This window comes from Enterovibrio calviensis DSM 14347 (assembly GCF_000621165.1).
Lineage (GTDB): Bacteria > Pseudomonadota > Gammaproteobacteria > Enterobacterales > Vibrionaceae > Enterovibrio > Enterovibrio calviensis.
In genome coordinates, this window is the sequence record NZ_JHZA01000010.1 from 147,600 (window position 1) to 162,055 (window position 14,456).

Annotated in this window: 11 protein-coding genes; all 11 read left to right on the top strand. The window is 49.3% G+C overall.

What is annotated here, in order from left to right; all coding sequences use genetic code 11:
* Positions 1 to 27 precede the first annotated feature (27 nt).
* Complete coding sequence (locus tag Q365_RS0110495; RefSeq protein WP_028023305.1) at positions 28 to 546, top strand: Hcp family type VI secretion system effector; 519 nt, start codon at positions 28 to 30, stop codon at positions 544 to 546.
* 68 nt (positions 547 to 614) lie between these two features.
* A complete protein-coding gene (gene tssB, locus Q365_RS0110500; RefSeq protein ID WP_028023306.1) occupies positions 615 to 1,124 on the top strand; it encodes a type VI secretion system contractile sheath small subunit in 510 nt (169 codons plus the stop codon).
* On the top strand, positions 1,124 to 2,605 hold the full coding sequence (gene tssC / locus Q365_RS0110505; protein ID WP_017003022.1) for a type VI secretion system contractile sheath large subunit: 1,482 nt from the start codon (positions 1,124 to 1,126) through the stop codon (positions 2,603 to 2,605). Before tssB ends, tssC begins: the two co-directional genes overlap by 1 nt.
* A 48-nt stretch (positions 2,606 to 2,653) precedes the next feature.
* The gene (locus tag Q365_RS0110510; RefSeq protein WP_035024790.1) at positions 2,654 to 4,006 is read left to right on the top strand and encodes a type VI secretion system contractile sheath domain-containing protein; all 1,353 of its coding nucleotides are present in this window, start codon (positions 2,654 to 2,656) and stop codon (positions 4,004 to 4,006) included.
* Positions 4,003 to 4,425, top strand: a complete 423-nt coding sequence (tssE, locus tag Q365_RS0110515; RefSeq protein ID WP_028023308.1) for a type VI secretion system baseplate subunit TssE — start codon at positions 4,003 to 4,005, stop codon at positions 4,423 to 4,425. Before Q365_RS0110510 ends, tssE begins: the two co-directional genes overlap by 4 nt.
* A complete protein-coding gene (tssF, locus tag Q365_RS0110520; RefSeq protein WP_028023309.1) occupies positions 4,418 to 6,199 on the top strand; it encodes a type VI secretion system baseplate subunit TssF in 1,782 nt (593 codons plus the stop codon). The genes tssE and tssF overlap by 8 nt, the downstream gene beginning before the upstream one ends.
* Positions 6,181 to 7,161, top strand: a complete 981-nt coding sequence (locus Q365_RS0110525) for a type VI secretion system baseplate subunit TssG (RefSeq protein WP_028023310.1) — start codon at positions 6,181 to 6,183, stop codon at positions 7,159 to 7,161. The genes tssF and Q365_RS0110525 overlap by 19 nt, the downstream gene beginning before the upstream one ends.
* An 11-nt stretch (positions 7,162 to 7,172) precedes the next feature.
* Positions 7,173 to 9,785: a type VI secretion system ATPase TssH gene (gene tssH / locus Q365_RS0110530; RefSeq protein ID WP_028023311.1), complete on the top strand. Its 2,613-nt coding sequence runs from the start codon at positions 7,173 to 7,175 to the stop codon at positions 9,783 to 9,785.
* Between the two features lie 90 nt (positions 9,786 to 9,875).
* Positions 9,876 to 11,045 carry an ATP-grasp domain-containing protein gene (locus Q365_RS0110535; RefSeq protein ID WP_028023312.1) on the top strand — a complete coding sequence of 390 codons (1,170 nt, stop codon included), beginning with the start codon at positions 9,876 to 9,878 and terminating at the stop codon, positions 11,043 to 11,045.
* Positions 11,038 to 13,275 carry an MFS transporter gene (locus tag Q365_RS25620; protein ID WP_035024792.1) on the top strand — a complete coding sequence of 746 codons (2,238 nt, stop codon included), beginning with the start codon at positions 11,038 to 11,040 and terminating at the stop codon, positions 13,273 to 13,275. The genes Q365_RS0110535 and Q365_RS25620 overlap by 8 nt, the downstream gene beginning before the upstream one ends.
* Positions 13,272 to 14,441 carry an ABC transporter substrate binding protein gene (locus Q365_RS0110545; RefSeq protein ID WP_407637576.1) on the top strand — a complete coding sequence of 390 codons (1,170 nt, stop codon included), beginning with the start codon at positions 13,272 to 13,274 and terminating at the stop codon, positions 14,439 to 14,441. The genes Q365_RS25620 and Q365_RS0110545 overlap by 4 nt, the downstream gene beginning before the upstream one ends.
* The last annotated feature ends 15 nt before the right edge of the window (positions 14,442 to 14,456 follow it).

Below are 14,456 nucleotides of genomic sequence, written 5' to 3' on the forward strand. Positions count from 1 at the left end.
ATTGTTCACAAATAAATAGGGAAAATTATGGCAAGTATTTTTATGCGCATTGATGGCGTGGACGTTAAGGGTGGCGCGACTATTTCAGGCTTGGAAGGTACTGGATGGTTTGCAATCAGCTCCTACAAATGGGGCGGCGTTCGTAACGTTGCTATGGATATCGGTAATGCAAACAATGCCGATTCAGGCATGGTCGCCATCACTGAGGTGAACTTTACTAAGCAAGCGGATGGCGCGTCTGAAGATTTGCTGTCGTTCTTATTCAACCCGGGTAAAGAAGGCAAGATGTGTGAAATCGCCTTCACCAAACCCGAGTCGAGTGGTCAAGGTGCGGTGGTTTACTTCCAAATTAAACTCTCCAACGCTCGTCTTGTGTCTTACAACGTTGAAGGTTCAGATGGCGCCCAGCCTGTTGAAAAAGTCGCCCTTTCTTACATCGAAATCTCCCAGAAGCACAACTACGAGCTGGAAGATGGCGAGATGAAAGACGGCGGTATCGTTACCTACAACGTTCCTCAAGGCAAATTGCTGTCTGGTGCTAAGTAATCGATAAGCGCCGTCTAGTTGTCGGCGCTTTTTCTTAGTGACGTAAAATTAAAAAATGGAATTGTGTTATGGCACTGAATGCACAACATAAACGTGTAAGTAAGAACCGAGTCAGTATTACTTATGATGTGGAAACAAATGGGGCTGTAGAGACCAAAGAGCTGCCTTTCGTGGTCGGTGTCATTGGTGATTTCTCTGGTCACAAACCTGACTCTGATAAAACGGACTTGGAAGAGCGCGAATTTACTGGTGTCGATAAAGACAACTTCGATTCAGTGATGACTCAAGTTCACCCGCAACTTAGCTATAAAGTTGATAACAAACTGGCTGACGACGATAGCCAGTTCGAAGTTAACCTTAGCTTCCAGTCAATGCGCGACTTTCACCCTGAAAGCTTGGTTGATCAAATTGATCCACTAAGACAATTGGTTGAGACCCGTAACCAGCTTAAAGACCTGCTGAGCAAAGCAGACCGCTCACGTGATCTTGAGCGCCTTCTGAAAGAAGTTCTGCAAAGCACAGACGCAATCCAAGGATTGGCTGACGAGCTTGGCGTGAAGAAGGAAGGAGAAGAGTAATGTCGACTGAACAACAAGCGAATCAAGCTGGCGCAGAAGCGGCAGAAGGCCAAGCGAGCTTTCTGGAACGTGCGATCACCGCAACCACGCAAACACCGCCAGATACGACCAAAGAGCTACTTTCAAATCTAACCTCTCAAGTGCTTGATGGCACAGTAACGTGGGACAAAAACCTCACGTTGACCATCGAAAAAGCCATTGTTGCTATTGATGAGAAGATTTCAGAGCAGCTACAAGCTGTGATGAAAGAGAAAGACTTTCAGAAACTGGAAGGAACGTGGCTTGGCCTGCAAAAATTGGTTAAGAACAGCGATTTGGGTCCAGACCTGAAAATTAAGCTGGCTGACTACACCAAGCAAGAATTGCTAGAGCAATTTGAAGATGCGCCTGCTATCGATCGCAGCCGCTTCTTCACCATGATTTACCAAGAAGAGTTTGGTACGGCGGGTGGTCAACCTTACGGTGCGCTGATTGGTGATTATGAGTTTGGTTATGGCGATGAAGATGTGGCGCTATTGCGTTACATGGGTGAAGTGGCTTCGGCTTCTCATGCCCCATTCGTTGCAGCAGCGAACGCGAGCATGTTCGATTTCGATTCGTTCCAAACGTTCCAAGAAGGTAAGCCAGTTGCTGCCGGTTTTGACTCACCAGCTTACGCAAGCTGGAATGCATTCCGTGCAAGCGACGACAGCCGTTATGTGGCGCTTACGCTACCTAAGACGTTGGCACGTCTGCCATACGGCGAAGGCACAATTCCTGTGAAATCTTTTGCGTTTGAAGAGCTAGCAAAAGGCGCTGACGGTTCCGCTGTACCAGAATCTGAAGACGATTTCGTGTGGAGCAACGCGGCGTACGATTACGGTCTAAACCTGACCAATGCGTATCGTCAGTTCGGCTGGTGTACTGCCATTCGTGGTAATGACAACGGCGGTAAAGTGGAAAACCTTCCTAACTTTACTTTCAAGAACGATGCTGGCGATCTTCTTCAGCAATGTCCTACCGAAGTTAACCTAACTGATGAGCGTGAAAAAGAGCTTAGCGACCTAGGTTTCTTGCCGTTGGTTCACTACAAAAACACCAACTACGGTGTGTTCATGGGCGCGCAAACGGCACACAAGCCGAAGACGTATACCGACCCTGAAGCGACAGCGAACGCTGCCATTTCAGCTCGCCTGCCTTACACCATGGCAAGTAGCCGTATCGCACACTTCTTGAAAGTGATGGGCCGCGACAAAATCGGTTCACACCTTGAAGCGACCGATGTTGAGAAAGAACTCAACACGTGGATTCACCAGTATGTGAATCCAAATGCGATTGGCAACGAGGCGAAAGCTCGTCATCCATTGGTTGAAGCGAAAGTAACGGTTCAGGAGCAGGCTGGTAAACCAGGCGCTTACTCTGCTGTGGCTTATCTTCGCCCTTGGCTACAAATGGAAGAATTGACGACCTCCTTACGGATGGTTGCCAATATTCCAGGCTAATTCAAATGGCGGGGTTCATCCCCGCCTTTTGAACAGGGATGATAGCCAATGGTAGATAGCGCAACCTTTATTAATTCTCACGACAGCGAGCACTGGCAGGCTCTGCTGGCTTCTTCACGTGATAATGATCTTGGCGCGTTTAGATCTTCCGTCACTCGGCTTATCGCCGCACTCGATGAAAAAATCAGCGAACAGCTTTCGTTGGTGATCCAAGAACCGCAATTTAAAAAACTCGAATCCAGTTGGCGAGGGCTACAAAGCCTTATCGAACTGCCTGTTTCAATGCGACGCATTAAAGTGAAAATGCTCGATGCGACGTGGCAAGAAATCGCTAATGATGTGAGCTTATCTTTCGATATTTCTCAATCGACGTTATACCAAAAAACCTACGCTCAAGAGCTTGATACCGCCGGTGGTCAGCCTTTTGGTATGTTGGTGATTGACCATCGTGTTCATCCAGATTTTAGCGACGACAGTGATTATGATGATCTCTATACGTTGCAGCTATTGGCGGAAGTGGGAGAGCGGGCATTGTGCCCCATAACACTGGGCGTCGACCCGTATTTCTTTGGCGATCAGCCCGAACGCCAGATGCATGACAATGCCCGTATTGCTCGAATTCTAGATAGCGATGATTACCGCTCATGGCAATTACTGCGCAAGAACCAATCAAGCCGTTTCCTCCATTTGGTGTTGCCTGAATACAGCCAGCGTCTGCCTTGGCAAAACTATCCTGCGGGTTTTGTGTTTAATGAAGTTCCGCTGTCGGAACCTGTGCTGTGGGGCAACCCTGCGTATTTGCTCGCCGCAAACGTACTGCGCGAATTTGATCGTATTAGCTGGTTTGGTTTCCTACGTGCGTATGACGAAACCGCCAACCATGGCGCTATCTTGCTTGATAAAAACAATCAGTTTGCGCGGGTTGATGTGTTCAGTGAAGAAGACGGTTTTTGGTCCGAGCAAGGCTTTATTGCACTCAGCAGCTTGTATCTCAGTGGTCAACAAGGCTTCTTTTCGAATCAGTCAGTATGGAAAGCGCCAGATGAAGCGAGCCGCTTATTGGGCATGCTTCAAACCAATTTAATGGCATGCCGATTTGGTCACTACATCAAAGCGCAACTGCGTGACCAAGTAGGCAGCTTTGACAGCGCCGCAGATTGTAAACGCAGCTTAGAGCGTTGGATCCAAAAGTACATCAGTGAAGTGGATTACGGCGAAGACGCCATCATGGCGCGTTATCCGCTCAAATCTTGTGACATTGCCTTGATTGAAGATGCGTCAGATCCAACGCGTTACCTCTGCGAAATTCGCCTTCAACCTCAGTATCAATACGAAATACTCGACGCTCAAATTGTGCTTTCAACAGCAGTTTCCTCGAACGAAGTGGGAGAAAGCGTATGAGCCTGACCATGAAGTTAAAACAGCAATGGCGTGGCGATCTCGATGATGCGCGTGACGCCATCATTGCACATATTTCCTCTTTGATTTCCGGCCGTGCCCCGATTTGGACTGGCGATAACGACGCGAGCGCCCTAAATGGCACCATTGCCACCCTCGGCATGCAAAACATCTCTCGTTCTCAAAGCAAAGCGAACAGTGAAGTAGTGGGAGAGGAGATTCGCCAGCTTATTAAAGCATTCGAACCGCGTTTGTCGTCGGTTGATTTAGAAGTCAACGAAGACACCACTGGCAACAACCAACTGGAGTTCCGCATTACCGCCATTATGCACACTGACCAAGGTGAAGAGACGGTCGTTTTTGATTCGTTTTTAGATTTCAGTACCAGCAAACTTGATGTAAGGAAAACGAACCTTGTCTGATTCTCTGCTTGCCTATTTTGAACAAGAACTTCGCTTTATCCGTGAAGAAGCGGCGGCGTTTTCTCAGCGCCATCCGGGCGCGGCAAGCTCGCTGGGCGTTAACAAAGAAACTGTTGATGATCCTCAAGTAGCGCGATTGATTGAAAGTGTGGCGTTGCTTAACGGTAAGCTTCAAAAACGCCTTGATGATGCCTACCCAGAATTCACAGAAAGCCTGTTGCGCCTGTTGTTCCCGCACTACCTTCGTCCTGTTCCTTCATTTGGCATCCTCAGTATTGATGTCGGGGATGATGCCACAGCGCAGCACGTGATCCCGAAAGACACTGAGTTCGATGTGTCTGATGACAATGGTCATCACGCCGTGTTTCGTACTACCCAAAACTTAACGCTGAACCCGATTTCTCTGGCCGCGGTTGATGTCGCGATGGCGCCTTTTGATATCGCAAAACCACGTGGCGCAGAACAATCCAAAGCGATGCTGGCATTCACGTTCAGCGCGTTTGATGAAGGAATGCCTTTGTCTTCTTTGTCCATGTCGCACATAGATTTGCAATTGCAGGGCGATCCAAACCTGATGCTTCGTCTGCATGACATGGTGTTGTCTGGTATTGAGCAAGTTGTTGTTTCTTGGGATGGCGGCGAACGCATCCTTGGAAAAGATGCGCTCGAAGTGGTGGGGTTTGACAGTGAGCAATCCACACTGCCGTATCTTGCGAGCAGTTTCTTTGGCTTTAAACTTCTCACCGAATTCTTCGTTTTCCCTGAACGTTTTCATGCATTGCGGTTGAATCTCGGTGATGCCGTAAAACACATTGACTCACATAGCCTGACGATCAAACTCTTCGTTGAAGATCTTGAAGTGGATGTGGCGCGTGCCATTGATAAATCAAACTTCGCGCTTCACAGCACACCTATCGTCAACCTTCACCGTGTTGTCGCTGAACCGACACGCATTGATTTCACCCAGTCTTCCTACCCGTTGACCATCGATGCCAGCAACCCTGAGGCGCTGTCTCTGTTTTCGATCGAGCGTGTTGAGGATGTTGACGAGCGCGGAACGACTGTCATCCCCGCGTTATACAGCGACCAATACTACGCTTCGAAAACCGGCTATCGCTGGCAGTTGTCAGAACGTGAGACAGAAACGGGCGAGACGGAATGTCGCCTTAAAGTCACGGATACTCGTAATGAAAGTGCCGACAGTGAGCCTCGGACTTGGTTGGTCACAACCCTTTGTTCGAACGGCCGACGTGCTGCAAAACTGAATACTAAAAGCCATATTCAATGCCGTGAAACCATCACCATTCCCGGTACGGCGCGATTGAGCCGCCGACCCACACAGCCAGCACCAAAGAAAGATCTGCAGAACAGTTCTTGGGTATTGCTTTCGCACCTGCATTTTAACTATCACGCCATTTTTGGCGCTGAAGATCCGGTCACGCAGCTGAAGTCATTGTTCTCGCTGTATAACCACCATGAAAGCCAACAAATCACCGCCTACATTAATTCCTTGGTGGCGATTGATACCGAGCAAGTCGTCGCGCCCATCCGTGTTTCGGGCAAAAGCTGTTTTGCCTACGGCACCAAGATAAGTGTCACCCTTAATGCAAATGAATTGGTCGGCGGCATTGAGCTGTTTTCCCATCTGCTCGATCGATTCTTTGCGTGCTTTGCTGGATTCAACAGTTTCACGCAAGTGGATATTTTGATTGAAGGACAAGACGGCGTATTCCAAGCCTTTCCAAGGAGGTCGGGATGCAAAAGTCTTCTCTAAAAGAATGGGTTGAACACCCTTATCTCGCATCCTTGCAGAGCAGTTGGCAGTTGGTAAAACATCATGCCCAAGCACAAGGTGTACGCCCTAATATTCGATTTAAAGCGGCGCGACTTCCGGCCTATTACCACTCTGAGATTGTGTCTGTTGAACGGAGCATGAGTGATGATTGGCAGATCACTACCTCGTTGTCAGGGTTGTCTGGCGCGAAAGGGGTCATGCCACGAAGCCTCTATAAAGAAGCTATTCAAGCGGTGTTCGACGAAGAAGATCATGCAATGGCGGACTTCTTCGATAGCTTTAATAACCGCTATTACCGTTTACTTTGCCAAACCGAAAACAAACATAACCTGTCTGCGCAATGCGAAGAAGAAACCTTTGCTTGGGCGTCGTATCGCCCATCCATCACAGGGTTGCTCACCAATTTACATGGTGCAGCGGGAAGCCCCAAGGGCATTCCCGCAAGCCATTTCGTGCAATACACCGGCCTGATCGGCTTGAAGGTTACTTGCCCAGAAACACTCCGTTGCATGCTTGAAGACTATTTTGGCTATCCGTTTGATGTGGAGCGCAGTGAGCTCTCCTATCAACCCATTAGCCAAGATGCGCTCACACAAATCGGCGCATCAGGAAAAAATCGCGCCTTGGGTTTTGATGCGTTAATCGGCAAGAAAGCCGCCATGGTGGGGCAAAAACTCGACGTCAAAATTCGACCGCAAAACTACGAAGATTACCGCGCAATTGGTCGTGATAAACGCCTTGTCTCTGCCATCAACCAAATGGTGACGCAGTACATCGGCGTGAACCTCAAATTTCGCTTGTTGATGAAAGTCGATGGGCAGTATCTCCCGAGACTATCGCTCTCGGAGACGCAGCAAAAAGGGCAGCAATTAGGCCAGTCAGCTTGGATAAGGACGCAGGATAACAAGATGACATTTGTAGAAATGCCACTTAAGGGATAACGGATAGCACTATGATAAACATCGAACTACAAAATCTGGTGAGAAGACTTGCGCCGGGCGTTAAATCATCGCTTGAGGCTGCGGCTGGCGATTGCATGGGTCGCACACACTACTCTGTGGAATTAGAGCATTGGTTTTACGAGTTGATCAAAGATTCAACCCTCGGATGGCACGCAGCGGTAAATCAAAGCAACGCGTCTAAAGGTGCACTGCTTGAGCAACTTGATCAGAAGTTATCGTCGTATGCCCGTGGTAATGATGCCGCACCTTCGCTGTCGCCATCACTGATTGAGCTATTAAAAGATGCTTGGCTGCTCGCGTCACTCAATCAATCCCAAGCGAGTGTGAATGAGTACCACTTGTTATTGGTATTGCAGCAACGCATCACCCAAAGTGCTTATAACGGCCCATTGAGCAATTGGATCTCTGAGCTGTCTTCAGAGTGGCTCAAAAGCAAAGCGAATGAAGCGTCTAGCGGTAAGTTAGGCGAGGCATCTGCTGCGGGTGGCGCACCGGTAGAAGCAGGCGACGCGGGAACGGCGGCGTTAGATAAATTTACCCATAACCTGACCGACGCAGCGCGCAACGGAAAACTTGATCCTATCTCTGGGCGTTCGAGCGAAATTCGCAAATCTATTGATATCCTTTGTCGCCGTCGTCAAAACAGCCCAATTCTTGTGGGTGACCCTGGCGTCGGTAAAACCGCCATCGTTGAAGGTCTCGCACAGCAAATCGTTGATGGAAACGTCCCGCCAGCCTTGGCGAACGTCGAGCTGCGCAGCTTAGATCTCTCCCTTCTGCAAGCGGGTGCCAGTATCAAAGGGGAGTTTGAAAACCGCCTTAAAGACATCATCAACGAGATTAAACAATCACCGACGCCGATCATCATATTCATTGATGAAGCACACACGCTGATTGGAGCGGGTGGTGCGGCAGGTCAAAATGATGCTGCTAATATCTTGAAGCCAGCATTAGCACGCGGCGAGTTTCGTTCATTGGCCGCGACAACGTGGGCGGAATATAAGCAATACTTCGAAACCGATGCCGCACTGACGCGTCGTTTCCAAGTGGTTTCTGTTGGCGAGCCCAACCAAGAAGATGCCATTCAAATGTTGCGTGGCGTGAAAACCAGCTTGGAAAAACACCACAATGTAAAAGTGCTGCAAGAAGCCATCGAGGCGGCAGTGACACTTTCAATTCGTTATCTCCCTGAACGCAAACTGCCAGATAAAGCCATTAGCCTGCTCGATACTGCATGCTCACGAATCGGCTTGAGCCAAAGCGCAACGCCGCAGCAACTCGAAGGCTTGGCAGAACAAATTCGTTACACCAACAATGAAATAGATTCCCTTCGTCATGAGTCGGCATTGTGGTCGATTGAAAGCGATCAATTGGCGAAAGCTGAATCGCGTTTAGTGTCGTTGCAAACAGAACACGACGCCCTAGAAAAGCAGTGGGAAGAAGAAAAAGCTTTGGTATCGAGCATTCTGGATCTTCAAGATTCTTTGGATGAGAAATACCTAGATGGCGAAGACATTTCTGCATTGCCTGAGCGTAAAGAACTCGACGATAAAATGACTGAGTTGCGCGATATTCAAGGTGAGCATGCCCTTGTATTGCCACAAGTCAACCAAGAAACCATTGCAGAAGTGATTTCACTGTGGACCGGGATCCCTGTTGGCAACATGGTGAAAGAAGAAGTCGAACGCTTGATGCACCTAGAAACGCATATTGGTCAGCGTGTGATAGGCCAAGTTGCCCCTATTGATGAGATTTCAAAAGCCATTCGTATGTCTCGCGCGGGTTTGACTGACCCACGTAAGCCAGTGGGCGTGTTCCTCATGTGCGGACCGAGTGGTGTGGGTAAAACGGAAACGGCGTTGGCACTGACAGATCTGTTGTACGGCGGTGAGCAGAACATCACCACGATCAACATGACCGAATTTAAAGAAGAGCACAAAATCTCCATGCTGCTGGGTTCACCCGCGGGTTACGTGGGCTTCGGGAAAGGCGGTGTGTTAACAGAAGCCGTGCGTAAGAATCCATATTCAGTGCTCTTGTTGGATGAAATGGAAAAAGCCCACCCAGGTGTGCATGACCTGTTCTACCAAATTTTTGATAAAGGCACGATCAGTGACAGTGAAGGCCGAGAAATCGACTTCCGCAATACCATCATCATCATGACGTCAAACGCGGCAGACAGTGCTGTGGTGGCCGCTTGTGCCACAGAGCGGCCTTCTATTCCAGACCTGACGCAACGCATCTTCCCTGAACTCCAAAATTTCTTTAAGCCAGCATTCTTAGGGCGCGCCACCGTGGTGCCGTATTTCCCGTTGAATGAAGAAGAGATGGCATCGATTGCCAAGCTGTCATTGAGACGCATCGAGAAGCGAGTTTCGGCGCACTACGGCGCAACTTTTGAGTACGCCGATGATGTGATTGAGCAGCTCGTGATGCGTAACCACTCGCCAGAAACCGGTGCGCGAGCGATCGAGCAAATCATTAATCGAACCTTGATGCCTGAACTCGCCAATCAATGCATTACACGTATGAGTGAAGGTGAGCCAATCACCGCCATTCGCGTGCGCGTTGATGGCAGTCAATTCGGTTTCGATATCGACTAAAAGAACGGCTTAGAAGCGGTTTGAAGTACGCCCAGTGCCAGAGAGTAATAAGGGTACTGGGCGAAAATTGTAAGACGTTAAGGATGATGTATGAGCGCGGCACTGTTTAATCAAGAACAGATCGATTGGATTAAAAGACAGGTGAAAATAGCCATTGTTTGTGGTGGTGAAAAGCTCCACACGGACAACTATATCTACGAAAACCTGAGTCCGCGCTCGACCAAAACCTATCGTTTGGTTGCCGAAGACATTGCCGATGCGCTTCATTCAGCAGGATTTCGACGCGTTGCTTTGCTTGAAGAAAGCATGAAGCTTCCCCGCCAGCTCAAAGACGGGGAGTTCGACCTTGTATTCGCTAACAGCGGTGGACTGCAAGGTTTTGACTCGATGTGTCACTTACCTTCCATGCTAGAAATGTTGGGTGTTCCTTACGTGGGGCACGCGCCAATGACGGCGGGTTTGCTCGACAACAAGCTGATGTTCAAAAACGAGCTTTCCGCGCTGGGTATTCCAACCGCGCCGTTTATTACGGTGCAGCCTGAAGCGCCATTCTTCTCCGATTCTCAACTTAAAAAGCTTGATGAGATGGATGCGGAATTTGGCCAAGGGTACATCGTGAAACCTGTTGTAGGCCGCGCTTCAATTCATGTATATCCCGTGTTCGACCGCGATGATTTGGTCAGTGCCGTGCATCAAGTGCATGCTGCGACCAATAATGCGGTCATTATCGAGCCTTACCTTTCGGGTGCTGAGTTTGTCGCGGCTGTCATGGGGCCCGTTGTTTATCGCGACAGTGAGCTTGAAGAACAAGATCATCCCTTTGTGTTTTCGGTAACGGAGCGTTTGTTGGCGGAAGACGAGTTGATCTTTACGTCGATGGACGTGTGCCCAATAACCTCTGACCGACTCAAGCTCGTTGCAGATGAAAAGCTGAAAGTTGACATCTCTGCCATTGCTTGCCAGATATTCTGCGCCTTCAACATTCAAACCCTGATCCGAGTCGATCTTCGCATGGATAAAAAAGGGCGCTTGTTTGTGTTGGAAGCGAACCCGAAACCTGATTTGAAATCGCCAAAAGGCAGCGAAGTTAACTTGGTGAGTTTTGGGTTAGGTCGTGAAGGGTTGGATTACGAATCGTTAATCCAATCGCTGTTGTTTAATCGCTTACAACAACTGTATCGACACAGACCCTCAAACGTCTCTCATTGCCTGAAGGACGATTTCACCGCGTTAGGCGCGAAAGGTGATGGGCATGAGTAACCTGTCGAAAAATAGCCGCGTATTCTTTGGCATTCTGCTGCTTGGGCTTTCACTCTTTCTTGTGGTGTTTGTCGGGTATGCACAAACGCTGAAGAGCTATCAGCATCAAACACGCGAAGCGATTCTGGCGCAGGCTGAAGTCGCCAAACTGAACATCGAGCAAATTCTAAGCTCTGGTGTGCCGCTTCATGATATTGCAGGCCTTCAAGCCTTGTTATCGCCGATTGCTGACACTGACCCTTCAGTGGTCGATCTGCGCTTAACTTCCGGTGAAACGGAGCTTTATCGCTACACCAACACCGTGATTGAGGGAAACCTGATCACTATCCCCCTCAATAACAAATTCTCGCGCGCAGGCTCGCTAGATATTTTATTGAGTGACGCGCCAATAAAAGAAAAAGTGGATGCGAGTTTCCTGACGCTTTTGTGGGCCATGGTGATTTTGCTTTCGTTGTTTATTTGGTCCGTCACACTGAATCAAAGTGGCAGCCGATACCTGAAAAGCTTTTCTGTGATTTTTTTGACCATGACGATGCTGGTGGTCATTTTGGTGACGGTACTTCTCAAACAAAGCCTCGAAAACAAAGCGGACTCGATGGCAAACTTGATTGGGCATCGACTTGCTCCTGTGCTCCAAGCAGACATCGACCCCTCCTTGGTGGGGGGCATGGACCAAATGCTGGCAGATTTCATACGCTCAAACAAAGAAGTGGCTTCGTTATCCGTATTTGTTGATGAGCAGGTGATTGCGCGCAGTGAAGACAATCAACACAGCCAAGTGTTATCGCAACTTGCCGAGTACGAAAGTGAAGACGAGAAAGGCAATGTCATTCACATCGCTTTCCATCCAGAAGTGTTGCTTGGACAACTTCTCAAGGTATTAAAGAGCTTCGCGATTTTGTTTGGCGGTTGTGCGTTCGTTTGCTTCGCTTTTGTGAAATTGCTGAGCAAGGAAGCGACGGCAGAGAGTCAAAGTAACGATGATGTGCTGGATAAAATAAAGCCGCTTCTGTTGATGACAGTACTGATGGAAGCGCTGATGGCGCCTATCTTGCCGCAATTTATAGAACAGGTCGCATTAGGTGCTGGGTATTCTGACGCGTCGGCCTCTGTATTCTTCTCGCTGTATTTCCTCGGTTTCACCCTAACACTGTTGCCAGCATCGAAAGTGGCAGAGTATGCGGACAATCGACGCGTTCTACTTGGAGGGATTTGCCTCGCGGCGCTGGGAAGCTTGGCGATTTTTGCCAGCGACCACATCGCAGTATTGCTGTCTGCAAGGTTCATTTCTGGTGTCGGGCAGGCGGCGGTATTTATTGCGGTGCAGCAGTACATTTTGTCGTACAGCAACCAACGCAACAAAACCCAAGCCACCGGCATTATTGTATTTTGCTTTAACGCAGGCTTCATTGCTGGCGCGGCGTTCGGTGCGCTGCTGGCTGATATGTTGGGTGTTCATGGCATTTTTGCGCTGTCGGCGGCGATTGGTTTCGGCATGTTCCTGTTCGCGCAGTGGTTACCTGCTTTGGTTTCAACATCGAATGTACAAAGACCGGATTCCAAAACCGCGATGGTGAAGAATGCGGCAAAAGAACTCGCTAGAGACTCTGCCCGCTACCTCCGCCAAGCCTCCTTCCTCCGTACGCTGTTGCTGGTCGGTATTCCCGCCAAAATGTTGCTCACGGGTGTCGTCTTTTTCGCTGTGCCTTTGCTCATGGCCGACCAAGGCATTTCAAAAGAGAGTGTGGGCCAGGTACTCATGACCTACGCCATTGTGGTTTTGTTTGTGAATGGAAAAGTGACCCCAATGATCGACAAAAAAGGCGGCGCCAAGCTGTCTTTGGGAGTTGGCAGTTTTGTCACCGCATCGGCTTTACTGCTTCTTGGCTGGGGATTGGAACAAGAAGCGATGTCCTTAACGGTGCTTGTGACAACGCTTGCCATGATGTTGCTTGGCTTGTCTCATGGGCTGATCAACGCCCCTGTCGTCACGCAAATTGTTTCTAGCGTACCGACTGCTGAAGAAGCCAAAGCGGCGGCAACGTATCGTTTCCTCGAACGCTTCGGACACGTCACTGGCGCAATGCTAATTGGTTTCATGATCACATCCTTCAGCGTCAGCCTGAGTTTCACCCTGCTGGCTGGTTTCTTTATCTTGGCGGGCATCGTTTTCTTCCTGACGGGCTCTGCGCGTGCCGACAGCGAGACAATGAGCGAGGTGCAGTCATGAGTAAGCTTCAGCTGTTGAAGGCAAGCGTGCTTGGCATGATTCTCGTGAGTTTCATGTCGTTCTCGGTTTCGTCGTATGCCACGCCATCCGATTGGCCGGATTGGATGGGAGAAACGGTAAAACTGACTGCGGAAGAAGACTGGACGTTTGAAGGCAATGACGACGAGTTGCACATTGCTCCGCGCAAATCGAATCCTACGATTTGGGTCATCGTTTCGCGAAAAGCAGCGTCATACGACACGGCGCTGTTAACCATGCTGAACGTGTACCAGCAAGAGTTCGATAGCGTCTCATTCAATGTGGTCAAGCTACCCAAAACAGAGGTTGAACTAGAGCAAGTGCTCGATGCAGCCGAACAGCGTGCGCAGTTGATTTACACCGTGGGGTCAAAAGCCACCGTTGCCGTACACAAGCAATATCAGGGTGGGAAACTGCCCGTAGTGTCGGTAAATGCGAAAGATCCGGTACTCATGGGGCTTATCGATAACTATCGTGGCTCGGGCGACAATTTCGCGTTCACATCGCTCAACCTTCCTGCCAACGTCACTTTGAGCTTCTTGCTGAAATACATGCCAGACCTGTCTCAAATTGGCGTGTTGTATGCCCGTACCAACAAAAGTGCCTATCTCACCCAGTTTTTACCTCTTCAACAAGAAGCTGAGCGCCGTGGTATTCGTGTGCTGGGTTTTGAGGTTGATGAGTCGATGGAAGATCAAACGCTTGAGCGCGTGATGGCGTCGGAAATTAGTGCCCTTAAATCGCAAGATCCCCAATTAGAAAACACCCTGCTTTGGTTAACAGGCAGTTCGAGTTTGCTCGCGCGTGTGGATGAAATTAATGGGTTATCTCAAAGTTTGCCACTTCTCACCGTGGTGCCAGAAGCGGTCAATGGTGATGAACACAGTGCGTTGATGTCGGTCGGTGTGAGTTTCGTGAATAACGCGCACCAAGCTGCGCTGTATGGCATTCGTATTCTTCGTGATGGCGAAAAGGCGGGCGGTTTACCCGTGGGCGTGATTTCGCCACCCGATATTTCGATCAGTTTTAGACAAGCAAAACGCCTAGAAAAAGCAGTGCCGTTAGTGTTGCTCGAAATGGCGAGCGATGTGTATTCAGAAAACGGCAGTGTTGTGCGTTCTCAAGGCATGAGTGTGGAGAGGCAATAATTGAGAGCAAAAAAG